Source organism: Prosthecobacter sp. (assembly GCF_044226605.1).
In the GTDB taxonomy this organism is placed as follows: Bacteria; Verrucomicrobiota; Verrucomicrobiia; order Verrucomicrobiales; family Verrucomicrobiaceae; genus Prosthecobacter.
Genome location: NZ_JBGAGS010000025.1, coordinates 1 through 24,404 on the forward strand (window position 1 = coordinate 1; position 24,404 = coordinate 24,404).

General features: G+C 60.4%; 23 protein-coding genes. 19 read left to right on the plus strand and 4 right to left on the minus strand.

Annotated elements, in window-relative coordinates; genetic code table 11:
- The first annotated feature begins 402 nt into the window (after nucleotides 1-402).
- From ACILSO_RS26755 to ACILSO_RS26830, 16 genes are all read left to right on the plus strand, one after another.
- Entirely contained in the window at nucleotides 403-873 is a 471-nt protein-coding gene (locus ACILSO_RS26755; protein ID WP_395740549.1) for a bacterioferritin, read from the plus strand.
- A 113-nt stretch (nucleotides 874-986) separates the two neighbouring features.
- A complete protein-coding gene (locus tag ACILSO_RS26760; protein WP_395740550.1) occupies nucleotides 987-2,546 on the plus strand; it encodes a sialate O-acetylesterase in 1,560 nt (519 codons plus the stop codon).
- Between the two features lie 115 nt (nucleotides 2,547-2,661).
- On the plus strand, nucleotides 2,662-3,651 hold the full coding sequence (locus ACILSO_RS26765) for a Gfo/Idh/MocA family protein (RefSeq protein ID WP_395740551.1): 990 nt from the start codon (nucleotides 2,662-2,664) through the stop codon (nucleotides 3,649-3,651).
- Nucleotides 3,648-4,595, plus strand: coding sequence for a Gfo/Idh/MocA family protein (locus ACILSO_RS26770; protein ID WP_395740552.1), 948 nt, complete (start codon nucleotides 3,648-3,650; stop codon nucleotides 4,593-4,595). Before ACILSO_RS26765 ends, ACILSO_RS26770 begins: the two co-directional genes overlap by 4 nt.
- On the plus strand, nucleotides 4,592-5,980 hold the full coding sequence (locus tag ACILSO_RS26775) for a hypothetical protein (protein ID WP_395740553.1): 1,389 nt from the start codon (nucleotides 4,592-4,594) through the stop codon (nucleotides 5,978-5,980). The genes ACILSO_RS26770 and ACILSO_RS26775 overlap by 4 nt, the downstream gene beginning before the upstream one ends.
- A 147-nt stretch (nucleotides 5,981-6,127) precedes the next feature.
- On the plus strand, nucleotides 6,128-7,249 hold the full coding sequence (locus ACILSO_RS26780) for a sialidase family protein (protein WP_395740554.1): 1,122 nt from the start codon (nucleotides 6,128-6,130) through the stop codon (nucleotides 7,247-7,249).
- Entirely contained in the window at nucleotides 7,246-8,781 is a 1,536-nt protein-coding gene (locus tag ACILSO_RS26785) for a hypothetical protein (protein ID WP_395740555.1), read from the plus strand. The genes ACILSO_RS26780 and ACILSO_RS26785 overlap by 4 nt, the downstream gene beginning before the upstream one ends.
- On the plus strand, nucleotides 8,778-9,674 hold the full coding sequence (locus tag ACILSO_RS26790) for an alpha/beta hydrolase fold domain-containing protein (RefSeq protein ID WP_395740556.1): 897 nt from the start codon (nucleotides 8,778-8,780) through the stop codon (nucleotides 9,672-9,674). The genes ACILSO_RS26785 and ACILSO_RS26790 overlap by 4 nt, the downstream gene beginning before the upstream one ends.
- Nucleotides 9,671-11,185 carry a sialate O-acetylesterase gene (locus tag ACILSO_RS26795; RefSeq protein WP_395740557.1) on the plus strand — a complete coding sequence of 505 codons (1,515 nt, stop codon included), beginning with the start codon at nucleotides 9,671-9,673 and terminating at the stop codon, nucleotides 11,183-11,185. The genes ACILSO_RS26790 and ACILSO_RS26795 overlap by 4 nt, the downstream gene beginning before the upstream one ends.
- On the plus strand, nucleotides 11,179-11,922 hold the full coding sequence (locus tag ACILSO_RS26800; protein ID WP_395740558.1) for an RraA family protein: 744 nt from the start codon (nucleotides 11,179-11,181) through the stop codon (nucleotides 11,920-11,922). The genes ACILSO_RS26795 and ACILSO_RS26800 overlap by 7 nt, the downstream gene beginning before the upstream one ends.
- Before the next feature lie 194 nt (nucleotides 11,923-12,116).
- Nucleotides 12,117-13,694 carry a hypothetical protein gene (locus ACILSO_RS26805; RefSeq protein WP_395740559.1) on the plus strand — a complete coding sequence of 526 codons (1,578 nt, stop codon included), beginning with the start codon at nucleotides 12,117-12,119 and terminating at the stop codon, nucleotides 13,692-13,694.
- 144 nt (nucleotides 13,695-13,838) lie between these two features.
- Nucleotides 13,839-14,654 carry an HpcH/HpaI aldolase/citrate lyase family protein gene (locus ACILSO_RS26810; RefSeq protein WP_395740560.1) on the plus strand — a complete coding sequence of 272 codons (816 nt, stop codon included), beginning with the start codon at nucleotides 13,839-13,841 and terminating at the stop codon, nucleotides 14,652-14,654.
- Nucleotides 14,655-14,677: 23 nt separating this feature from the next.
- Nucleotides 14,678-15,118 (plus strand): hypothetical protein, encoded by a 441-nt coding sequence (locus ACILSO_RS26815; protein WP_395740561.1) that lies wholly within the window; start codon nucleotides 14,678-14,680, stop codon nucleotides 15,116-15,118.
- Nucleotides 15,119-15,133: 15 nt separating this feature from the next.
- Entirely contained in the window at nucleotides 15,134-15,910 is a 777-nt protein-coding gene (locus ACILSO_RS26820) for an SDR family oxidoreductase (protein ID WP_395740562.1), read from the plus strand.
- Between the two features lie 271 nt (nucleotides 15,911-16,181).
- On the plus strand, nucleotides 16,182-16,916 hold the full coding sequence (locus ACILSO_RS26825) for an ROK family protein (protein WP_395740563.1): 735 nt from the start codon (nucleotides 16,182-16,184) through the stop codon (nucleotides 16,914-16,916).
- Nucleotides 16,917-17,007: 91 nt separating this feature from the next.
- The gene (locus ACILSO_RS26830; protein WP_395740564.1) at nucleotides 17,008-17,232 is read left to right on the plus strand and encodes a hypothetical protein; all 225 of its coding nucleotides are present in this window, start codon (nucleotides 17,008-17,010) and stop codon (nucleotides 17,230-17,232) included.
- Nucleotides 17,233-17,742: 510 nt separating this feature from the next.
- Here ACILSO_RS26830 and ACILSO_RS26835 read toward each other — a convergent pair.
- Nucleotides 17,743-18,675 (minus strand): carbonic anhydrase family protein, encoded by a 933-nt coding sequence (locus ACILSO_RS26835; RefSeq protein ID WP_395740565.1) that lies wholly within the window; start codon nucleotides 18,673-18,675, stop codon nucleotides 17,743-17,745.
- Between the two features lie 116 nt (nucleotides 18,676-18,791).
- On the opposite strand from ACILSO_RS26835, the gene ACILSO_RS26840 reads away from it, so the two are divergent.
- Complete coding sequence (locus tag ACILSO_RS26840; protein WP_395740566.1) at nucleotides 18,792-19,682, plus strand: LysR family transcriptional regulator; 891 nt, start codon at nucleotides 18,792-18,794, stop codon at nucleotides 19,680-19,682.
- Between the two features lie 22 nt (nucleotides 19,683-19,704).
- Here ACILSO_RS26840 and ACILSO_RS26845 read toward each other — a convergent pair whose 3' ends face one another.
- On the minus strand, nucleotides 19,705-19,989 hold the full coding sequence (locus ACILSO_RS26845) for a hypothetical protein (protein ID WP_395740567.1): 285 nt from the start codon (nucleotides 19,987-19,989) through the stop codon (nucleotides 19,705-19,707).
- Nucleotides 19,990-20,351: 362 nt separating this feature from the next.
- Here ACILSO_RS26845 and ACILSO_RS26850 point away from each other — a divergent pair, with 362 nt between their 5' ends.
- Entirely contained in the window at nucleotides 20,352-20,951 is a 600-nt protein-coding gene (locus ACILSO_RS26850) for a hypothetical protein (RefSeq protein ID WP_395740568.1), read from the plus strand.
- Nucleotides 20,952-21,039: 88 nt separating this feature from the next.
- Here ACILSO_RS26850 and ACILSO_RS26855 read toward each other — a convergent pair whose 3' ends face one another.
- Nucleotides 21,040-21,486 (minus strand): hypothetical protein, encoded by a 447-nt coding sequence (locus ACILSO_RS26855; protein WP_395740569.1) that lies wholly within the window; start codon nucleotides 21,484-21,486, stop codon nucleotides 21,040-21,042.
- Between the two features lie 260 nt (nucleotides 21,487-21,746).
- Nucleotides 21,747-21,977, minus strand: a complete 231-nt coding sequence (locus tag ACILSO_RS26860; RefSeq protein ID WP_395740570.1) for a hypothetical protein — start codon at nucleotides 21,975-21,977, stop codon at nucleotides 21,747-21,749.
- A gap of 326 nt (nucleotides 21,978-22,303) precedes the next feature.
- Here ACILSO_RS26860 and ACILSO_RS26865 point away from each other — a divergent pair, with 326 nt between their 5' ends.
- Entirely contained in the window at nucleotides 22,304-24,364 is a 2,061-nt protein-coding gene (locus ACILSO_RS26865; protein ID WP_395740571.1) for a sodium-translocating pyrophosphatase, read from the plus strand.
- The last annotated feature ends 40 nt before the right edge of the window (nucleotides 24,365-24,404 follow it).

The following is a 24,404-nucleotide window of genomic DNA, read 5'->3' on the forward strand; positions in this document are numbered from 1 at the left end:
GGGCTGTTGCGCAGCGCGGAGGCACGCACGCCCGCGCAGCTTGATGAAGCCATCACCATGGCGTTCTCAAAAATCACGGCCAAAAACGCCATGGGTTGGTTTGCCTCTTGTGGCTATAGTATTTTTTAATATGCTCTAAGTGTTGGGAATGTGAGTTAAATTTATTTGGGGAAGTACATCCGCGGGCGTGGGCGGCCGCGATAAGTTAGTGGTCAGTGATTCGAACTTCTGCTGAGTGTGGAAAGAGAACCGGTGACCAAGGGCGTGAAGCTGACAAGACTTCACGCCCACTTTTTTTGCCTGCGTGGAAGAGGAGTGCATGAGAAAGGAATCGGGCGGGTTTCCTACATCCGAGGGACCGGGTGGATGCGATGTCTGGAGGCAAACAACCCTATCAACATCATGAACGAGTCCTCTCCAACCGCTCCCAAGAAACCCACCCGCCAGGAAATGATCGATCTTTTGAACGAGGATCTGGCCCGTGAGTACCAGGCGATCATTGCTTATGTGGTGTACAGCCAGACGCTGAAAGGAGCGGAGTACATGGACATTGCCGATGAACTGGCGCTGCACGCGGGCGAGGAGCTGAGCCATGCGCTGGCGATCGCCAAGCAGATCGACTATTTCAATGGCACGCCAACGACTGTGCCGAAGGAGGTGAAGGTGTCTGACAAGCCGAAAGACATGCTGAGCTTTGACCTGGAGAACGAGAAACAAACAATCCGCAACTACCGTGAGCGCATCCGCCAGGCGGAGGCGATGGGAGAATTCGCACTGAGCGAGGTGCTGCGGAAGATCATCGCGCAGGAGCAGGAGCATCTGATGGATCTGGCGGAAGCCCTGGGAATCGACAATCCGAAGATCGAAGACTGACGGGGTGCACGTACGCTCCTGCCGAGAGAAGAACGAAACCTGACTGTTCCCACTGACATCTTATGAAACTCTCCTGCGAGCGCCGAATGAACGCCTGGCAAAAGCATGCAGCCATGAAACCATGGCTGCTGATGCTGCTGATGTGCTGCGCAATGGTGTGCAGCGCGCGGGCGACGGTGACGCTCTCCGCGCTCTTTAAAGACCACATGGTGCTGCAGCGGGACAAGCCGGTGCCTGTGTGGGGCTGGGCGGAGCCGGGCCAGGAGATCAATGTGAAGTTTGGCGAGCAGACGAAGGTGACGAAGGCGGACAAGGACGGCAAATGGAAGGTGGTGCTGGACCCGATGCCGGCGAGCAATGATCCGGGAATCCTGCGGGTGTCCGGGCAGAGCACGGAGGTGGTGAAGGATGTGCTGGTGGGAGAGGTGTGGCTGTGCTCCGGGCAGTCGAACATGGCGATGGCAGTCAAAGGGGTGGACAACGCGGAGAAGGAGGCGGCCGCGGCGAATTTCCCAAATATCCGCATGTTTTTCGTGCAGAACTTCACAGCGGCGACGCCGCAGGAGCAGTGCGCCGGAGTGTGGCAGATCTGCACGCCGCGGACGGTGGCGAATTTTTCTGCGACGGCGTATTTCTTCGGACGCGAGCTGCAGCAGGATCTGAAGGTGCCGGTGGGACTGATCAACTCTTCCGTGGGAGGAACGCCGATCGAGTCGTGGACGAGCCTGGAGGCGATGCAGAAGGAGCCGCACCTGCAGCCGCTGCTGAAGCGCTGGGAGAAGGATGTGGCGGTGTTTGAACAGCCGGAGAACCGGGCGAAGAATGACGCGGCGAAGAAGCTGTGGCAGGAGGCTGCGAAGGCGGCGCTGCAAGGGAAGCAGACCCCGCCGGCCGCGCCGGTGTATGCGGGGAGCGATCCGCTGCACGCGGGGAGGCCGGGGAATCTTTACAACGGGAAGATCGCGCCGCTGGCGCCGTTTGCGCTGCGTGGCATCATCTGGTATCAGGGTGAGTCGAATGCGGGAAACGGGCCGCTGTATGCGGTGCAGATGCCGCTGCTGATCCAGGACTGGCGCGCCCGCTGGGGGGCGGAGCTGCCGTTTGCGTGGGTGCAGCTGCCCAATTTCCAGAAGCGGGATGCGGAGCCTGCGGCTGCGGCGCCTTGGGCGCGGCTGCGCGAGGCACAGACGGCGACGCTGAAGGTGCCGAACACCGGAATGACGGTGAACCTGGACATCGGGGATGCGGGAAACATTCACCCGAAGAACAAGCAGGAGATCGGCCGCCGGCTTGCGCTATGGGCACGCGCGAAGGTGTATGGGGAGAAGGTGGAATACAGCGGGCCGGTGTATGGCAGCCATGAGATCAAGGGCAGCGAGGTGGTGGTGGAGTTCAAGCATGCGGGCGGGCTGAAGACGGTGGACGGAGGGGCTGCCGTGAAGGGATTTGCCATCGCGGACGAGACGAAGCAGTGGCAGTGGGCGGAGGCGCGGATCGAGGGCGGGAAGGTGGTGGTCTCCAGCGCTGCGGTGGCGAAGCCGGTGGCGGTGAGGTACGCGTGGGCGAACAATCCGGAGGTGAATCTGGTGAACGGCAGCGGGCTGCCAGCGGCACCGTTCCGGACGGATGACTGGGCCATGGACAATGCGGGGCTGGCGGTGAAGGGGAAGTGAGCTGCAGCGATGGGCTGACTACGGCCATTTAGGCGGGAATCTGGTTCGGAAAACGGACCAGAGATTGGCGGTACACTCGCGGCGGCGGGGTGCGTTTATGGGGTGCTTATCATTCATGCATTCCATACTCATCATCGGCTGCGGCAGCATCGGGGAGCGGCACCTGCGCTGCTTCAATAACACAGGACGCTGCACGGTGGCGGGGTGTGACACGAATCCAATGCTGCTGGAGGCGATGGTGACGAGGTATGGGGTGCCGGTTTTCAGCTCGCTGGATGAGGCGCTGGCGAAGGGGAGGTTTGACGCGGTGGTGATCTGCACACCGGCGCACCTGCATCTGCCGATAGCGCTGAAGCTGCTGCCGCTGGGGCTGCATGTGTTCATTGAGAAGCCGTTGGCGATCGATGTGGCGCTGGTGCCGGAAGTGCGGGAGGCCATGGCGCAGGCGAAGGGGTATGTGGCGGTGGCGTATGTGTACCACCTGATGCCGTGGATGGCGGGTGCGCGGGAGTATTTGCTGAAGGGGGGGCTGGGGAAGGTGCTGCATGTGAGCAGCACTTCGGGGCAGCATTTTCCGACGTATCGGCCTGCGTACAAAGACATCTACTATGCGAAGCATGAGCTGGGCGGAGGGGCGATTCAGGATGCGCTGACGCACATTGTAAATGCGGTGGAGTGGCTGATCGGGCCGTGCACGCGGGTATACTGCGATGCGGCGCATCAGGCGCTGGAAGGGGTGACGGTGGAGGACACGGTGAACGTGAGCGCGCGGCATGGCGATGCGCTGGTGAGCTATGCGCTGACGCAGTTCCAAGCGCCGAATGAAAACACGCTGGTCATCCATTGTGAGCGAGGCAGCGTGAAGGTCGAAATTCACGAGCGTCGCTGGGGTTTTATCCATCATGGCGAGGCGGGGTGGACGTGGCATGTGACGCCGCCGCTGGAGCGGGATGAACTTTTCACCGCGCAGGCGAGCGCTTTCATGGATGGCATGGAGGGAATGGCGACGCCGCTGGCGACGTTTGAGGAAGCGGTGCAGACGCTGAAGTTTAACCAGGCGGCGCTGCGATCTGCGGCGAGCGGCCAAGCCGTGGAGATCTCATGAGCAAGGAGCTGAAACTGGCGATGCTGGGGATGATCGAGGGAAACGGGCATCCGTATTCCTGGAGCGGGATCATCAATGGCTACAACCCGGAGGAGATGGCGAAGTGTCCGTATGCGGGGATCATCGCGTATATGGGGAAGCAGGCGCTGGAGTCGATCCGCATACCGGGGGCGAGGGTGACGCATGTGTGGACGGATGATGCGGCGGATGCGCCGAAGGTGGCGGCGGCGAGCCTGATCGAACATGTGGTGGCGAAACCGGAGGATGTGATCGGGCAGGTGGATGCGGTGGTCATTGCCACGGATGACGGGACAGATCATGTGCGGAGAGCGCGGCCGTTTGTGGAGGCTGGGCTGCCGGTGTTTGTCGACAAGCCGATGGCGACGACGATGGAGGAGCTGCGGCAGTTTGTGCAATGGGAGCTGGACGGGAAGATCCTGCTTTCCACGAGCGGGATGCGCTATGCGCCGGAGATGCGGCTGAGTGAGGAGCAGCGGGAGCGGCTGGGAGAGCTGCGGTGGATCACGAGCTTTACGTGCAAGACGTGGGAGCGCTATGGCATCCATGCGCTGGAGGCGGTGGAGCCGCTGCTGGGGCCGGGATTTCTAACGGTGCAGGCGCACAGCGATGCAGGCGGCGATGTGATGCATGTGACGCATGGCAGTGGCGTGAAGGTGACGCTGGGGGCGCTGCATGATGCGTATGGGAGCTTTGGCGCGGTGCATCTGTATGGCACGAAGGGGGACATCCCGCTGAAGCTGGCGGATACTTACAACGCGTTTCGCGGGCAACTGGTGGCGTTCGTTGAGATGCTGCAGACGGGCAGGGCGCCGCTGCCGTTTGTGGAGACGGTGGAACTGATGGCGGTGATCATCGGTGGAATCCGCAGCCGGGAGCAGGGCGGGAAGATCATTCACATCCAAGACATTTTAGCTGAACTATGAAGGCCTGTTATTTTCTATTATTCCTGTTTCCGGCGATGGCACTGGCGGCGGAGGTGCGGGACATTGGCTCGCGGTGGGAGCTGTTTGTGGATGAGTATCTGGTGGCTGAGAAAAACGGGGCGGCGCTGAAGCTGCATGAGCCGGTGAAGAAGGAGATCGTGCTGACGACGGATCAGCCGTGGGAGGGGCCGACGTGTGCGTATTTCACGGTGATCCAGGATGGGACGAAGGTGCGGATGTATTACCGGGGATCGGCGGGCGGGTCGGATCACAGTGACGACCAGGTGACGTGCGTGGCGGAGAGTGAGGATGGAATTCACTTCACGCGGCCGAAGCTGGGGCTGATCGAGGCGGGCGGGACGAAGGAGAACAATGTGATCTGGCGCGGGGTGGAGGCGCATAATTTTTCGCCGTTTCTGGATGAGAATCCGCAGGCCAAGCCGGAGCAGCGGTACAAGGCGCTGGGAGGCGTGAAGGCACCGGGCAAGAACTGGATGACGGGCGCGACGCCGGGCGGGCTGTATGCGTTTGCCTCAGCGGACGGGATTCACTGGCAGAAGATGAAGCCGGAGGCGGTGATGACGAAGGGGGCGTTTGATTCGCAGAACCTGGCGTTTTGGGACAGTGCACGGAGCCGGTATGCGTGCTTCAGCCGGATCTTTGTGGACAAAATCCGTGCCGTGCAGAGCAATGGCTCGGCGGATTTTCTGACGTGGACGGAGCCGGTGCCGCACAAGTATGCGGAGGGTGTGCCGATGGAGCATTTTTATACCTCTGCGACGGTGCCGTGCCCGACGGCGCCGCATCTGCTGGTGTGCTTTCCGAAGCGCTATGTGACGACACGGCAGAAAATACCCGAGCATAAGTACAAGGGGGTCTCGGATGCGGTGTTCATGAGCAGCCGGGACGGGGTAAACTGGGACCGGCCGTTTCTGGAGGCGTGGGTGCGGCCGGGGCCGGACCCGAAAAACTGGACGGACCGGAACAACATGACGGCGAACGGGATCATTGACATGGGGGATGGGGAGTGGTCGCTGTACATCAGCGAGCATTATCGGTATGCGGACAATCGCATGCGGAGGCTGGCGGTGAGGAAGCAGGGATTTGCCTCGATGCATGCGGATGCGAAGGGCGGGGAGTTTGTGACGAAGCCGCTGCGGTTTGAGGGAGGGAAGCTCATTCTGAACTATGCGACTTCGGCGGCGGGGTCGATTCAGGTCGAGGTGCAGGGTGAGGCGGGGAAGGTGCTGGCGACGATGCCGGAGCTGTATGGGGATGAACTGGAGGCGAAGGCGCTGGATGTGGCGGCGATGAAGGGACAGACGGTGAGGCTGCGCGTGAAGCTGAAGGATGCGGACCTGTATGCGCTGCGATTTGGGGACTGAACTTTTGAACGAAACCATAATCCCGAGCCAACTTCACCATCGAGCTTCTGAACGCGCAGCCGCTGAATCCGGAATGCTGGTAAAAGATGGATGGAAAAAGATTTCAGAATTCAATCCTGCCAAACTACAGATGAAATGAACCGGGCCATGCGCATTCTTTTTTCCGTCATGATGATGCTGCCGACGGGGCTGCATGCGGAGGCGGCTGTGGTGGTGAAGGTCAAGGTGAGTGAGGTGAGGACGATCTCGCAACTGCCGCAGTTTTATCATGGGTGGCCGACGATGACTCGGTGTGCGAACGGGACGCTGGTGGTGGTGTATTCGGGAGGACGGGAGTTTCACATCTGCCCGTATGGGCGGCAGGAGATGATCACCTCGCGTGATGATGGGAAGACGTGGACGATGCCGCGGGTGCTGGCGGACAGTGCGATCGATGACCGGGACTCGGGAGTGGTGGAGACGAGCAAGGGCACGCTCATCGCAACGATGTTCAACTCATTTGCGTACCAGATTCACATGAATGCGCCGGAGCGGCTGCTGCAGAGTGTGTTTGGCGCTGAGACGGAGGTGATGCTGAAGCGGTGGCATGTGATGGACGGGGCGACGACGCAGGCACAGAAGGAGGAGGAGACGGGTTACTGGATGATGCGGTCCACGGATGGCGGCGTGAACTGGTCGCCGCGGTATCGGGTGCCGGGGTTTAGTCCGCATGGGCCGGTGAATTTGAAGGATGGGCGGCTTTTTTACGCGACCGCAAACGGGAAGAAGGCGGTGGCGCATGTCTCGGATGATGATGGGGTGACGTGGAAGATGCTCTCTGAAATGCCAGTGCGGGCGGGAGAGCTGCATGCGGTGGAGGCGGCGGATGGGACGATCGTGGTGCAGGTGCGCGACAAGATCGCGGGTGGCAAGGGCACGGTGCAAAACACGGCGCAGATCATTTCGACGGATGGTGGCAAGACGTGGAGCGAGAAGCAGAAGGTGGCGGATGGGTTTCCCTCGCATCTGCTGCGGTTGCGGGACGGGAGGCTGCTCATGATGTATTCGTGGCGGCAGGAACCGTTTGGGATTCGTGGGAAGATGAGCGGTGACCATGGCAGGACGTGGTCGGAGGAATTTGTGCTGACGAAGGATGCGGCGGGATGGGACCTGGGATATCCGAGCAGCGTGGAGCTGGCGGACGGCGGGCTGCTGACGGTGTGGTACGAGGCGCCGAAAGATTCGCACAAGGCGGTGCTGAAAGAAGCGTATTGGAGGGTGCAACCATGAAAACGATCTGGCTCATCTCTTTGCTGCTGACCCTGAACTGCGTGGCCGGGGAGACGCTGCTGTTTGTGGATGATCATGAGATTTTGTACCGGTCTGGGACACGGCGGCAGATGCATGTGCCGAAGAGGCATGCGGGGAATCCGCTGGTGGTGGGGCCGACGGTGAAGAATCAGGTGTCATACAACAGCGTGCATCGCGATCCGGAGACGGGGCGCTGGCAGATGTGGTATCAAATGTCAGGAAGGGATACGGCGGTGTGTTATGCGGAGTCGGAGGACGGGATTGTGTGGAAGAAGCCGGAGCTGGATGTGGTGCCGCACGTGGGGATCACGGACCGGAATGTGGTGCTGGACAGCGTGGAGCAGTATGGGGCGTCTGTGGTGGTGGATGCGCCGGGGGGCGATCCAGAGCGGCGGTACAAGATGGTGTACTGGTCCATCCCGCATGCGGTGCCGGAGGTGGAGGCGGGGAAGGATCCGCGTGGGAAGAATGGGGGCATGTTTGTGGCGTTTTCGGCAGACGGGATTCACTGGAACAAGCAGCCGGGGCCGGTGCTGCGGGGTGCGTATGGGCGGATGAGCGAGCCGCCGAAGGTGGGGGAGGATCATGACTTCGGCGTGCACAGCTCGGTGAGCGATGTGCTGGATGCGATGTATGATGCGCAGCGGAAGAAATATGTGGTGTATGCGAAGGCGTGGATCGATGCGCCGGATGGCATGACGTACTGGAAGCGGGCGATCGTGCTGACGGAGAGCGATGACTTTGTGAAGTGGTCCGCGCCGCAACTGGTGATGGCACCGGATGAGTTTGACGGGGTGAGGCCGGCGGATTATCCGGGGACGAGGCGCGGGGTGCAGTTGCACGGGGCGCCGGCGTTTTTGCACCATGGGGTGTACTTTGCGCTGGTGCAGGTGGCGGATTTTGAGACGCATGGGCTGCAGCCGATCGAACTGGCGATCAGCCGGGACGGGATCGCGTGGCAGAGGCCGTTCCGCAGCACGCCGTTCATGGGGGCGGTGGAGAATGGGAACGGCTTTGATGCGTCGCGGATTTTTAGCAATGCGACGCCGGTGGTGCTGGAGGAGGAGATGAGGTTCTATTATGCGGGGGCGGAGAATCCGTGGCAGTTTGGCAAGCGGGCGAATGAATGGGGATCGAAAAAGCGGATGCCGAAGACGGGTGTCGGGCTGGCGACGCTGCCGCTGGACCGGTTTGCGGGAGTGAAGCCGCTGGAGAAGCTGGGGCAGATAACGCTGAAGCCTCGCACGCTGAGCGGGATCCAGAAGCTGACGCTGAATGCGGATGCGGGCGGCGGCGGGGTGCGGGTGGAGCTGCTGGATGAGCGCGGGTATAAGCTACCAGGATTTACCAGGACGGATGCCGTGCCGATAGCGGGGGATGGGCTGCGGCATGAGGTGAAATGGAAGAAGGCGGACCTGAGCAGGCTGCCGATGCCGCCGGAGGGGAAGGTCATCATTCGGATTCATCTCGACAATGCGGAAGCTTTTGCGCTGACTCTTCACGACTTATGAAAACATCTTTGATCCTGACTTTGCTGATGATGATGGCGGCGGCGCTGACGGGTGCCGAGGTGGCGAGCGAGCCGACGTTTAAAGATGTGAGCTATGGGCCGCATGAGCGGAACAAGCTGGATGTGTGGCAGGCGAAGGGTGAGGGGGCGCGGCCACTGCTGATTTTTATTCACGGAGGAGGCTGGGCAGGCGGGAGCAAGGCGGATGTGCCGGTGAAGCTGCTGAATTACATGCTGGCGCAGGGGGTATCGGTGGCATCGATCAACTACCGGTATTCGACGCAGGCGGTGCTGCCAGCGCCGGTGCATGATGCGGCAAGGGCGGTGCAGTTTCTGCGCAGCAAGGCGGGCGAGTGGAAGCTGAATGCGGAGCGCTTCGCGGCGTATGGCATTTCGGCTGGGGCGACGACTTCGCTGTGGCTGGCGTATCACGATGATCTGGCGGATGCGAAGAGCAGTGATGCGGTGGCGAGGCTTTCGACCAAGCTGTGTGCGGCGGTGGCGCTGTCGCCACAGACGTCCATCGAGCCTGCGGTGATCACGGGATGGGTGGGGGAGCAGGTGCTGCTGCACCCGATGATGGCACGCGCGGTGGGGGCGAAGAAGGTGGAGGACATGAAGAAGCCGAAGGCGGAGTGGGTGAAGGTGCTGCATGAGTTTTCGCCGATCACGCATGTGTCGCGCGATGATCCGCCGGTGCTGATTTCAAACCCGCGCGTGGATCCGCTGCCGGCGACGAGCGCGGGGAGTGCGATCCATCACGCGGAGCTGGGGGCGAAGCTGAAGGAGAAGGCGGATGCGGCGGGGGTGAAGTGCATTCTGCGCATTGAGGAAAAGGCGGGCACTGAGGTGCCGAAGCCGGAGGCGTTTTTGCTGGAGGAACTTCGGCGATGAAATGGGCGCTGCTGATTTTGATGTGTGCATGCGCCGCCGGGCAGGGCCGGGCGGCGGTGCGGATGCCTGCGGTGTTTTCTGATCATGCGGTGTTGCAGCAGGGTGTGACGGTGCCGGTGTGGGGATGGGCGGACAAGGGGGAGAAGGTGACGGTGGCGCTGGGCGGACAGACGCAAACGGCGACGGCGGGTGGCGATGGGAAGTGGCGCGTGGATTTGAAACCGCTGAGCCGCACGGAGAAGGAGCAGGCGCTGGAAATGACGATTACGGGGACGAATATGATCCGCATTCAGGATGTGCTGGTGGGGGAGACGTGGCTGTGCGCGGGGCAGTCCAACATGGTGATGACGGTGGCGGAGTCGAAGGACTATGAGAAGGAGAAGGCGGCAGCGACGTTGCCGCAGATCCGCATGTTTACGGTGAAGTCGGGAAGGGCTGAGCAGGCGCAGGAGGATTGTGAGGGGGCATGGGTGGTGTGCGGGCCGGAGACGGTGGGTGAATTTTCAGCGGTGGGTTTTTACTTTGCGCGGAAGATTCAGCAGCGGCTGGGAGGGGCGGTGGGAGTGATTAATTCGTCGGCGGGAGGGACGCTGATCGAGTCCTGGCTGGATCGTGAGGTGCAGGAGAAGTATGGGGAGCTGAAGCCGTATTTTGTGCAGCGTGAGCGGCTGATGGCGGAGTTTGACCGAGAGAAGGCGGCGAAGGCGCATGAGGCGGCGTTGATCAAATGGAAGGCGGCGGTGGATGCGGCGCATGGGACAGGAAAGGCGGAGCCGAAGAGGCCGAGTGATCCGTATGCGAGCTTTCTGGGGGTGATGAATGTGGGTGGGCTGCACAACGGGAAGATCGCGCCGCTGGCGCCATATGCGGTGCGTGGTATGCTGTGGTATCAGGGGGAGAGCAACGCGACGGCGGAGCGGGCGCCGTTTTATGAAACGCAGATGCGGCTGCTGGTGAAGGACTGGCGCGCGTGCTGGGGCGCGGAGCTGCCGTTTGCATGGGTGCAGCTTCCCAATCTGAACAAGAAGGCGGCGTGGCCGGAGATTCGTGAGGCGCAGCGGCGGTGCCTGGATCTGCCGAAGACGGGCATGGCGATCACGCTGGATGTGGGGGAGTCCAAGGATGTGCACCCGAAGAACAAGCAGGTGGTGGGGCACAGGCTGGCGCTGTGGGCGCTGGGGAAGGTGTATGGCCAGGACGTGCCCGCGACTTCGGGACCGCTGCTGGTGAAGCAGGAGATTCGCGGTGGCGAGATCGCGCTGTGCTTTGAGCATGCGAACGGCGGGTTGGTGGCGCAGGGCGGTGGTGCTCTGAAGGGATTTGTGATTGCAGGGGAGAATCGGGCGTGGAAGCCGGCGGTGGCGCGCATCGAGGGAGATGTGGTGATTGTTTCTGCGCCGCAGGTGCGCAGCCCGGTGGCGGTGAGGTATGCGTGGGCGGCGGATCCGGAGTTCAATCTTTTCAATGGCGAAGGTCTGCCGGCCTCGCCTTTCCGCACTGATTTATGGTAGAAAACAGCACCATCACGAAAGCATTGCTGGAGGAGTTGCGCGATTTTGACACGCCGCTGCTGGCGAACACAATTGGCTATGTGAGCAAGGCGGCGCCGCATGAGTACTACTGCGGCGGGGACATTCAGAGTGTGACGCCGCCGCTGGGGCCGACGGTGGGCGTGGTCTTCACGGCGGAGATCGACAGCAGCACGCCGGGTGAGGCGGGTGACACGGCGCTGTACTGGGAGCTGCTGGAGATGATGCGGCACTGCGAGCTGCCGTGCGTGCTGGTGGCGAAGGCGGTGGGATCGCGACCGGAGCATGAGTGCCTGATCGGCGATGGGATGGCGAAGACGCTGTATTCCGTGGGCTGCACGGGGATGGTGACGGACAGCCGGGTGCGAGATATTGCGGGGCTGATTTCAACGCCGTTTGCAGTGTATGGTCGCGGGCGGGCGGTGCATCATGAGGCGCTGAGGTTTCGGCATATCAACCGGCCGGTGGAGATCAGCGGGGTGACGTTTTCGAAGGGGGATGTGGTGCATGCGGATGGGAATGGGGTGATCCGTGTGCCGTTTGATTGTCTGACGAGACTGACCGGGGCGGCGGTGAAGAACCGGGCGTTTGAGCATGAGGCGCACATGTTTTTGAGACGGACCGATAAGACGCCGGCGGAGAAGCGGGAGCATGTGCAGGCGCTGGTGGGGAAGTATGGGTTTAGTGATTGTGTGAGTGGAGGGGAGGAGGAGAGGTGATGAATTTATATTATTTTATGGTATTGTGTGAGGAAGGCTGCGGAGCGTGGCGGAAGTGTAGGCCCCTCACCCCGGCCCTCTCCCCGAAGAGTAGCACTAGATTTTGTTGTGTGTCGGGGGCGGGGAGAGGGAGAACTCTTTTTGCCGGACCTGAGGTTATTGAACTCGTTGTGATTTGAAATGATCTACACTTTATGAAACCGACCTTAATTAAATGCCTGCTGTTTATTGCCTGCGGAATTTCGTGTGGGGCGGAGGAGAGGACGCTGCTGTTTGTGGATGATCATGAGGTGCTGTATCGGGCTGGGACAAGGAGGGTGATGGAGCAGCCGGTGAGGCATGTGAGGAATCCGCTGATCACGGAGGACAAGGCGTGGGAGATGGCGATTGGGTGGACGAGTGTGAGGCGGGATGAGAAGACGGGGAAGTATCAGCTATGGTATCAGGCGTATGCGGGCACGCGGGCAAAGGTGAAGACGCATGAGTGCGTGGTGTGCTATGCGGAGTCGGACGATGGTATTTCCTTCTCGAAGCCGAATCTGGGGCTGTTTGATTTTAACGGGGAGAAGGATACGAACATCGTGCTCATCGGCAGCGGTGGGTATGGGGATCGTTACTGCAACTCGGTGCTGCATGATGTGCGGGAGAAGGATGAGGCGAAGCGGTACAAGATGGCCTTCAATGACTGGACGTACGATGAGAATGGGGAGGCTTCGGCGGGGCTGCATGTGGCGTATTCGCCGGATGGCATTCACTGGACGAAGGCGAAGGGCGCGCCGTTTTTTAAGAACAGCTTTGGCGGGAAGGGGCAGCAGGAGCCGTTTGCGGGAGTGAATCCGTATTCAGAAACGAAGCTGCCGGATGGAAGGGTGCGGAGGCAGTCGCTGATGCCGCTGACGCTGTCTGATGCGGCGGATGTGATCTATGATCCGAAGCACGAGGCGTATGTGATCTTTGGCAAGATGTGGCTGTGCGGGCCGGACGGCGGGCATGCGTGGAAGCACGGAATGGGCCGCAGTGAGAGCAAGGATTTTCTGCACTGGAGCAAGCCGCAGTTTGTCTGCGTGCCGGATGATGAGGACGGGGAACTGGAGTTTCACACGTCGCCGGTGTTCTTTCATCGGGAGCGGTACTTCAGTGTGAACCAGATCCTGAATCGCGCGGAGCACGGGATGATGGACATTGAGCTTATGGTGAGCCGTGATGGGTTTGAGTGGGAGAGGCCGTTTCGGAAGACGCTGTTTCTGCCACGCAGCCCTGGGCAGCAGTTTGACAGCGGGACGATTCTGACGAACACGAACATGATCGTCCATGGGGATGAGATGCGGTTTTATTACGGGGCGTACAGCAGCGGTGCGATCGGTGGTGGCACGGACATCACGGGGGATCAGCAGAAGAGCGGGGTGGGGCTGGTGACGCTGCCGCTGGACCGGTTTGCGGGGATTCGGAGCCACCCGGCTGCGCCGACGGCGAAGGTGAAGAAGCCGGCGGATGTGGGGCAGATCACGCTGAAGCCGCTGGGTCTTGGCGGAAGGACGGAGATCTATGTGAATGCGAACGCGAAGGGTGGTGCGGTGCTGGCGGAGCTGCTGGATGCGGATGGGTATCGGGTGCCGGGCTTTGACAAGGCGAACTGCAAGGCGGTGAAGGGGGATGGCCTGCGGCAGAAGATTGAATGGAAGGACAAGAAGCTGGCGGATCTGCCTGCGGGGAAGTATCACGTGAGGCTGCAACTGCAGAAGGCGTGTGTTTATGCGATCACGCTGCACTGAAGGCTTTATGATTTTACACCGCAGTGAATGGAGAAACGCAGAGACTGATTTTGGATTTTTTGAGCGCCGCGACTGGCTGATGGGTCGCGGTGTGATGGATGGACCTAGCTTTTACTTATTTACCTACTTACTTATTTTTTATCTATGAAACTACGACCCTCACGAATTTTGCGCGAACTGCGCAACGGCCAGAACTCCACGGTGATCAAACTGAACATGGGGGATCCGCGGATTGTGGAGCTGGCGGGGCTGGCGGGGGCTTCGGCGGTGTGGCTGTGCAATGAGCATGTGCCGAATGACTGGCTGAATCTGGAGCATCAGATCCGCGCGGCGAAGCTCTATGACATGGACACGATCGTGCGGGTGAACAAGGGCGGGTACAGCGAGTATGTGAAGCCGTTTGAATGCGATGCGACAGGGATCATGGTGCCGCATGTGACGAGCGCGGAGGAGGCGCGGAATGTGGTGGACATGGTACGGTGCCGGCCGCTGGGGAGCAAGGCGCTGGATGCGGGAAACATGGACGGGCTGTACTGCCAGGTGCCGCTGGCGGAGTATGCGCTGCACTGCAACACGGAGAAGTTTGTGATTTTGCAGATCGAAAGTCCGGAGGCGCTGGAGGTGGTGGACGAGATCGCGGCGGTGCCAGGGTATGACATGCTGCTGTTCGGCGCGGGGGATTACAGCCATCGCATCGGCAAGCTGGGACAGGCGACGTGTGCGGAGGTGGTGGCGGCGCGCAAGCGTGTGCACGCGGCGGCGGTGAAGCATGGGAAGTATCCGGCGGTGGCGTCGCTGTTTGGCCAGAGGGAGATGCTGGAGAATGACGAAGGGGTGCGGGTGTTTACGCTGGGGGCGGATGTGATCGAGCTGGGGAACGCGTTTCGCCGGATGGTGGGGGATTTTGGTGGGGTGAAGGCGGCGGGTGGCAGTGACTCGGTTTACAAGTCATCGAAATAGACGAAGCGATTCAAATCTCCGGCATGAAAGTCTTTGTGACCTCAGATTCAAATTGGGAAGCCAAGCTCGATCATGCATTAAAGGTGCTGTCTCTTCGGGAGCATTTTGAAGGATTGGATTTTGGGTCTTCGCTTTCAGGCTTGTGCATCGTCATGATGTGCCGTGATCCCGAACTCCAATTCAAACAGCGAATTCGAATGGATCGTAAAACACACGACCTCTATCTAGACGTCATGCTGCCCCTCCCCAGCTTCGTAAATGGCACCCATGCAGAAAGAAGACACATGGCGGCAATGGCTTTGGTCTCCGAAGTGCCTGCTATCTTGAAGCGGTATAAGTTAAAGGATTTTCGAATTGCGGATTTCGTCCATGAATTTGAAACCACTGTTCGTGCCCAATTGCTCGGACCTGACTCGTCACGTTATGACCATCTTTGTCTGGAAAAGGCAAATCTTGGAAACTGATCCCACTATTCACTTATGAACACATCTCTCTTTTCCCTTCACGATAAAACCATTCTGCTGACTGGAGGCGCGGGGCTGTATGGGAGGGGGCTGGCGGCGATGCTGGCGGAGGCGGGGGCGACGCTGGTGATGGCTTCGCGGGATGTGGCGAAGCTGCAGATCGTGGCGGAGGAGGAGAGGGCGAAGGGGCACAAGGTGTTTGCGGAGGCGCTGGATCAGGGGGATGAGGCTTCGGTGGTGGCGCTGCATGAGCGTGTGATGGCGCAGCATGGAGCGCTGCATGGGCTGGTGAACAATGCGGTGCTGCGGCCGATGAAGGGGGCGAATGGTGCGACCGAGCAGTTTGCGGAGTCGATGCGTGTGAATGCGACGGGGCTGATGCTGATGCACCGGCATTTTGGCAAGACGATGGCGGAAGCGGGTCGCGGGAGCATCGTGAACATTGGGAGCATCCAGGGGATGATCGGGCCGAGCTATGAACTGTATGAGGGCACGAACATCGGGGACATGCCGCCGGATTATTTCTTCCACAAAGGCGGGATGGAAAACCTGACGCGCTTCTATGCGGCGCTGTATGGGCCGAAGGGGGTGCGGGTGAACAACCTGGCGCCGGGGGGATTTTTCAATCACCAGCCGGAGGCGTTTTTGAAGCGCTATTGTGAGCATACCATGCTGGGGCGCATGGCGGATGAGACGGACCTGGGTGGCGCGGTGATCTTTCTGCTGAGTGATGCGTCGCGGTATATTACGGGGGTGAATTTGCCGGTGGATGGGGGGTATACGGCGAAGTAGGCGAGCCGAGTTGGCGGTGGTTTGCTGTTGTTGGCGGTGGTTTGCGGTTGTTGGCCGGAAGATGGGTGTGGAGTGGTGGGTGGGGAGGACAGGCTGGAAGCCTGTCTGACATGGACAGCCGGGACGGCTATCCTACGAGGGGGGGGCAGATGGTTACACGCGTGGATGGGGCGTGGGCCGATGGTGAGGGTGTAGAAGCTGAGAATGGCGGAGGTGGGAGGTGTACTGCCGCGCCGGCTTGAGCGTGAACCCTTGAATTTGATTTTTTATTATGAACATCCTCATGATCGATATCGGTGGGAGCAATGTGAAGATGATGATCAGCGGCGGAGGTGAGATGCGGAAGTTTCCGTCTGGGCGGGGGCTGACGGCGGCGGACATGGTGAAGGGGGTGAAGGTGATGACTTCAGACTGGAAGTATGACGCGATCTCGATGGGCTTTCCGGGGCTGGTGGAGAAGGGGAGGCTGGTGCGTGAGCCGCTGAATCTTTCCGGTGGGTGGCTGAACTTTGATTTTGCGAAGGCGTTTGGGAAGCCGGTGAAGATCATCAATGATGCGGCGATGCAGGCGCTGGCTCACTACCAAGGAGGGCGGATGCTGTTCGTGGGCTTTGGCACGAGCGTGGGCGCGGCGATGGTGGTGGACGGGGTGATCATGCCGGTGGAGCTGGGGCTGATCCCGCTGCGCGGACGGCGCACGTTCATGAAGCTGCTGACGAAGGAGGCGCGGCGCCGCAATGGGCATGAGCGCTGGCAGAAGCACGTGCACCGCGCGGTGGCGCTGCTGAAGGATGTGTTCTGGCCGGGCGACACGGTGATCGGCGGCGGGAATGCGAAGCATCTGGATCCGCTGCCGGAGGGGTGCCGGAGGAGCTGCAACCAGGATGTGATTCATGGAGCGGTGCGTCTGTGGAAGGATGCCGCGCATCTGCACCATTCGGAAGTGATGGGAGTGCCGGCGCGGAGAGGAAGAGGCGGGGTGAGAGCCGCACGAAGTGCGGCGTAAGGGATTAGCCTGATGGATCAGTCAGGCGGTGAATGGAAATGGACGGAAAACGGGTTGGAGCGTAATCATTATAAAACCCTAGAATGAGATTATGCATCGATACAAAATCCATTTTACGAGAGGCGGTTCGGCCTTCAAAGACGCGGACCGGTGCAACCTAGACGGCGCACTCGTGTGCCTTTACAAAGGAGATTCGCTGGCTGCGGTGTTTCCGCGACGAATTGTTTCGAGGATTGAGGAGCAGGCGGGGAGCGAGGCCGGCAAGGGCGATCCCATGCTTAGCTGGATGAGCGTGCTGACGCAGACGCCGGCGTAGGGCGGTGGGTAAGGCAGGGGCGAGGTCACACGCAAAGGTGTGTTTGGAAGCCTGCAGTGCGAACGTGGGCGAAAGCGCTTTTGGAGTGCGGAATTTATTGAATCGCTGAGCCGTTCGGCCATCCGCTTTCAGTCTCTCACTTGCAGCGCCACTGACGCTCCTCAGCGCGCTCGTGCTTGCGACCAGCAGGGAGCCATCCACCGCCGCGCGGGTGTCTGCGACCTTCTGCGGACTGAAGTCCGCGCTCCTCGGACCGCATGCGCAGCATTCGTCCAGCGGGTCTTCAAACACGGCCTAAAGTTGCGCCTAGGGAAGAGGGAGAGTTTTGAAGCGCACCGCACCTCATGCGTTTTCGCGAGCCGAGGGTGCACGGAAAGCTCCAGAGGGCTGGAGCAGTCCAGGACGCTGGCGCGCTTGCGGGAGCGCTGGCGTGATTGCGGAGGCGCTGTTGCGATTGCGGTAATTGTGGTGCGCTTGCGAGAGCGTTGTCGCGAATGCGGGATGGGGGGCTTACTCGATGAATTCGAGGGTGCCGTCGGTGAGGCGGTAGAAGGCGCCGACGATTTTGATTTCGCGTTTGTCTTCCATCTCTTTGAGGATGGGGCTGAGGGTGCGGATCTGGGAGAGGGCGTGGCGGACGTTGTTGCGGGCGACGTGGCGGACGTAGAGGGGATTGGCGGAGTTTTGCTCTCCGGGGAAGCTGCTGCTGAGGGCGACGGCGGGCTTGATCTTGGCGAGGAGGGTGGTGAGGTTTCCGAGCTTCACGTCATCGATGGCGCCGCGGATGGCGCCGCAGTGCTGGTGGCCCATGACGAGGATCATCTTGGCGCCGGCGACTTTGCAGGCGAACTCCATGCTGCCGAGGATGTCTTCATTGACGAGGTTTCCGGCGACGCGGGCGACGAAGACATCGCCGATGCCCTGGTCGAAGACGTCTTCCACGGGGACGCGGCTGTCGAGGCAGCTGAGGACGACGGCTTTGGGATACTGGCCGACGGCGGATTTGCGGACCTGCTCGGGGTGATTGCGCCGGGTGGTCTGGCCACTGCGGAAGCGGCGGTTGCCGTCTTTGAACTGCTGGAGGACTTCGTCGGGGGTGAGGCGGGCCTGCTCTTCGGCGGTGGTGACGTGGCTGACGGCTTGCTCTTCCTCAGGGACATCGCTCTCATAGGCGGCGATGGTGGGCGCGGAGGTGAGGAGATCGCTCTGGAGGCGCTGGAGGAGTGTTTCGGCGCGGTCGGCATCGAGGGTGATTTCGATCTGCACCTTGGCGACTTCGGCGGGAGCGGTGGAGTCCTCGGCTGCGGCGGTCTGGGAGTCGATGCCACGCACGGGAACGGTCATGTGGCCTTCGGCACCGATTTCTTCGAGGAGCGCGGCGACGTGCTCTTCGACTTCGGGGTCACAGATGATGGAGACGCGTTTTAGGAGGGGGGGAGTCATGCTGGATGCTGGGTCGCGGACGTATGGCGGGATGTTTGGGAGTTTATGGGATGGGGTGGTGATTCGTTCCAATTCAAGAATTGGCAGACATCGTTCTGTTTGGTAAATGTGAGGGCATGGCTTTTTTGAATTATCATCATCTGCGCTACTTTCGTGCCATCGCGACGGAGGGAAGTCTGACGAGGGCGGCGAGGCATTTAAAGATTTCGCAGTCGGCGCTGAGTGTGCAGCTGCGGAGCCTGGAGGAGAGCCTGGGGCAGGTGCTGTTTGAGAGGAAGCACAAGGCGCTGGTGCTGACGGAGGCGGGGAGGATAGCGCTGGAGTATGCGCATGCGATTTTTCGCAGCGGTGAGGAGCTGGCGGACGTGATGCGCAATCGCGCGGGGCGGAGCCGGGGGCTGGTGCGGGTGGGGGCGGCATCGAACCTTTCGCGGAATTTCCAGCTGAGCTTTCTGCGGCCGCTGATCCCGCGGGATGATGTGGAGCTGATCATCCACTCCGGCACGCTGCGGGAGCTGCTGGGGCAGCTGCAGGCGCATACGCTGGACGTGGTGCTGTCCAACACGCCTGTGCGGCGCGATGCGGAGATGACCTGCCACAGCCACCTGCTGGATGAGCAGGCGGTGAGCCTGGTGGGGCACAAGAAACGGGGGATGAAGCGCTTCCGTTTTCCGGAGGATCTGCGCAAGGTGCCGATCGTGCTGCCGAGCCAGGGGAGCAGCATCCGCGCGGCGTTTGATGTGCTGATGGATCAGAGCGGGATCCGGCCGATCATCGCGGCGGAGGTGGATGACATGGCGATGCTGCGACTGGTGGCGCGTGAGACGCAGGGGGTGACGCTGGTGCCGCCGGTGGTGGTGAAGGATGAACTGGAGAGCGGGGTGCTGGTGGAGCGGCACCGGTTTCCGCAGATCAAGGAGAGCTTCTATGCGATCACGCCGAGCCGGCGGTTTCCGAATTTGATTTTGCGGGAGCTGATGAGTGGGAAGGGGCGGAAAGGCGGGTGAGTGGGGGCTCTGATTTTGATGCCTAGGCCGCGTCAGCTTTGGGCGGCTCCGCTTTGCAATGCTCCTGAAGAGCTCCCACGATGCCGAGGCAGCACAGGACATAGTAGGCGGCGTTGCCTCCCACTTGCTCCAATTCGTGAAGCAGCCGCTGCTCGTGGTCCTGCAAACGCGGAAGCATGTCGGCGCTGTAATGCTCAGTTTGCAGGAGGGCCTCGATGTCTTTGTCCTCCTTCGTGAGAGGGACTTCCTCGTCATGAAGCCATGCTGTGAGCTCTGACCAACGAGCCATCATTTTTTCTCTGGGCATGAGCTGTGGTTTGGGCGGAGCGCGGAAAAGACGCAGCAGAAATGACAGGAATCGATTCATCGGAACAGCTAGCTGAGGCAGCAAACCAGAAACGAGAGGGGTGGGCGATAAAAAAATCGGACAAAAAGATGGAGGGCAAGATGCTGGTGGAGCGGCAACTGTTTCCACAGATCAAGGGGAGCTTCTAAGCGATCACACCGAGCAGGCAGTTTCCGAATCTGATTTTGTGGGAGCTGATGAGGGAGTAGGAGCGAATGACGAATGCGGAGGGGCATCCGAGGCTGTGCGTTCCATTCATTGCCTCAACAAGATTTATCCATTAAACTTGTTCCAGCAAATCCATTTCCTCATCATCCGATGTCATGTTAGTTCGCCTACTCGCAAAATTTATAGTCGCCGCGATGGCTTTGTCCGCCACAAGTTGGGCGCGAGTTGGAGAAACCATGGACGAGTGTACGTCCAGCTACGGTAAACCCATCTTCAAGCATGATAAGGGTGACTTTGGATTTCGGATCTTCGATTTTGCGAATCGAACCGCGAAGGTTTATTTTTACCATGACCGCTCCGTCATGGAAGTGGTTTGCTCCAAGATCATCAAATACCGATCAAAAGATGAAGGGAACGAACTGATGAACCGGGAATTTAATTTTTACTTACGGTTGTTAAAGGATTCTTATGGATTCTTAGAGTCTGACCTTGAGGATGCGAAGGATCTCGAGCCAAATAAATCTCACGTGCTCGAATCTTCTGTGTCACATGGTTTATTAACAGCCCGCTTTGAAGTAGAAATTAATTACGAAGAACAGTCTGCCAAAGTAACCGTTGCTGTGCGAGGAGGCGAGGAAATCAAAGCCGCCATGAAGAATGAGCTTTTTGCTAAAGCTTACTCTGATTTCAGTATTGAGGCCGAAAAAGCTGCTGACAAGTTCTCAAAACAAAAGCGGGTGCAGGGCTTTCAATAACATCCCGACAGCGTAGCTTGTTCGTGCCCATTTCTGTTCTCTTAGCGAAGCGAGATGGGTACTGTGCTCTGATGGATGCGGCGCTGGATCAGAAGCCTTCGAGGAGCTTTTTTTCGGCGGTGATTGTGTCCTGCTTTTTGCGGTTTACTTCGGTGAGGGTTTCGAACTCGAGGACGCCGGTGCTGTAGTCCCAGCGGCATTCGCAGGTTTCATTGCGCATGGTGCTGTAGGAAGAGGTGTTGCCGCCCTGGAGCTTCCAGTGGGTGCCGTTGGCGGCGCGGAGGATGTCCACTTCGCGGCCATTGAGGCGGGCGTCGGGGTCGAGCTTCTGGTAGCGGATGTGCACGCAGCGGCCTTCAAGAAAGGTGCAGGTGACGGCGATGCCGGATTTGCGGAAGGAGAGGGTTTTGTCTGCGTCCCGCTGCACGGGCTCGCCATAACGGCGGATGCATTCGTCCTGGGTTTCGCCGATGCGTGCCAGGGCGGCGGAGGAGAGGCAGAGGAGGGTGAGCAGGGCCAGACGAAGGGTTTTCATAGGCGTGGCGGGGTGCAGGAGGAGAGAACGTGTGCGGGGGCGGGGATTCAAGCGTCGCCGGGTGGAAATTTGCGCGGGGATTTTGGGAGGGGGAGGAGGGATTTATGATTTATGATTTATGATTTGGAAGCAGGGGGCGAGGTCAGGAGGTGGGTTTTGAGCTGGTGGGGAAGTCTTTGCGTCGGAGCGGAGGTGGTGAGTGGGTGAGGGGTGATTGGTGAGCGCTTCCCGGGGGATGGCAGGCAGGCTTTGGCGAAGGTTCATTTTTTGGATGGCGGCCCGAGAAGGTACTGGGAGATCTCGAAAGCGATGCCGGCTGTCACGATGGAGAGCAATGCGAGGTTGAGACGGAGGCCGCGGAAGCCTTCGGGGGGCGGGGCGTTTTCGGGGGATTCGAGGATGATGAAGGGCAGCCAGAAATAGCAAATGCAGCCGACCAGGAGAGCGATGAGACTGCAGACGATTTTTTTCGTGGGGAGACCTTGCTTCATGGCCTGCCTCCGGAGCGGCTGGGGTTCGCGAACTTCGGAAGTGAGCGCGGGGTGGGCAGGAGTGACATGGTGAGGAGGTAGCCGGTGGCGGGTGTTTTGGCAATGGGGTGCGGGTTTGACGGGCCGTGGGCGGTGGATGCGCGGGATGGTGAGGCGAGGCAATTGTGGGGTTTTTCGTCTAGGGAGGCGGATGAGGAGGGGATTAGGCGGAGAGAAATGAGGTTTGTAGAATCTGTGAGCAAGTTGTTGCCTACAATTTGCGTCTTGCTAAACTTCGCGGCTTTACGCGCCCCGGACCAACCACCCGACACCCCTAGAACAGAATCATGCTCGCCTCTTTTTTACTGCAAAACGGAATCACTCTTTCGATCGCCCTGGCCGTCGTTGGACTTGTGTTTGCTTTCATCTTGATCCGCCAGGTGGTGGGATCGGATGCGGGGAATGAGAAGATGGCTCAAATCGCGGGCGCGATCCAGCAGGGGGCGAAGGCTTACCTGAACCGGCAGATCATGGCGGTGAGCCTGATCGCGGTGGTGATGCTGGCGGCGGTGTGGTGGCTGCGCGGGGGACTCACGGCGGCGGGCTTTGTGGTCGGCGCGGTGTGCTCGATGGCGGCGGGCTATATCGGCATGATGATCGCGGTGCGGGCCAATGTGCGCACGGCGCAGGCGGCTTCGGTGGGGAACCACCCGGCGCTGAAGGTGGCCTTCAATGGTGGTGCGGTGACGGGGCTGCTGGTGGTGGCGCTGGGGCTGCTCTCGGTGGGTGTTTTCTATTTGATCGTGCGCGGCGCGGTGGATCACGCGAAGCATGCGATTGATTCACTGGTTGGGCTGGCGCTGGGCAGTTCACTGATCAGTGTGTTTGCGCGTCTGGGCGGCGGTATTTATACGAAGGCGGCGGACGTGGGCGCGGACCTGGTGGGCAAGAATGAGCAGAACCTGAACGAGGATGATCCGCGGAATCCGGCGACGATCGCTGACAATGTGGGCGACAACGTGGGTGACTGCGCGGGGATGGCGGCGGACGTGTTTGAAACCTACGCGGTGAGCCTGATCGGCGGCGTGCTGGTGGGCCACCTGACGGTGGGCACGGACGCGGCGGTGATCTATCCGTTTGTGCTGTGCGGGCTGGCGATCATTGCGTCTTTGATCGGCATTGGCTGGGTGAATTTTGTGAAGCAGGAGGCGACGACGTCCCTGGTGTGCGGTGTGGCGGTGTCCGGTCTGGTGGCTGCTGGTTTGTTCTGGTGGGCCACGGGCGAGATCTTCCCTGCGGGGCTGAAGATTGGCGAGCAGGCGCTGCCGCATGCCAACCTCTTCTACTGCGCGGTGGTGGGCCTGGTGATGACGCTGCTGGTGGTATGGATCACGAACTACTACACGAGCACGCACCACAAGCCGGTGCGCAAGATCGCGAAGGCTTCGGAAACGGGGCACGCGACGAACATCATCGCGGGCATCAGCATCGGGAACCAGGCGACGCTGCTGCCGGTGCTGGCGATCGCGGCCTCGATCTGGTGCTGCTATGATCTGGCGGGGCTGTATGGCATCGCGATCGCGGTGGTGTCCATGCTTTCACTCTCGGGCATTGTGATTTCTTTGGATGCGTTTGGCCCGATCACGGACAACGCGGGCGGCATTGCTGTGATGTCCGGACTGCCGGAGAGCGTGCGCAAGATCACGGACGAGCTGGATGCCGTGGGCAACACGATGAAGGCGGTGACGAAGGGCTATGCGATCGCGAGCGCGGGGCTGGCGGCGATGGTGCTGTTTGGCTCTTATGTGGAGGATCTGCAGGCCTTCGTGGGGCACAAGGTGAGCTTTGACCTGATGGACCCGAAGGTGGTGATCGGCATGTTCATCGGCGGTCTGCTGCCGTTCCTGTTCACGTCTTTCTGCATGAGCGCGGTGGGCAATGCGGCGGGTGCGGTGGTGCTGGAAGTGCGCCGCCAGATCGGCCTGAAGCCTGGCATTCTGAACGGCTCTGAGACGCCTGATTATGCGCAGTGCGTGGACATCGTGACGAAGGCGGCGCTGGGCCAGATGATCGTGCCGGCGCTGCTGCCGCTGATCTTTGTGATCGGCGTGTCGTATCTGGGCATGGAGGCGCTGGGCGGGGTGCTGATCGGCACGATCGTGACGGGGCTGTTTGTGGGCATTTCGATGACGAGCGCGGGCGGTGCGTGGGACAATGCGAAGAAGTTCATCGAAGAAGGCAACCACGGCGGCAAGGGCAGCTTTGGCCATCAGGCGGCGGTGACGGGCGATACCGTGGGTGATCCTTATAAGGACACGGCGGGCCCAGCAGTGAACCCGATGATCAAGGTGGTGAACATCCTGGCGATCCTGATCATCCCGATCGTGTTTAAAGCGGTGGTGAAGTGAGGGGTGGGAGGTTGTAAAAAGTTTAAGGTTTCAAGTTTCA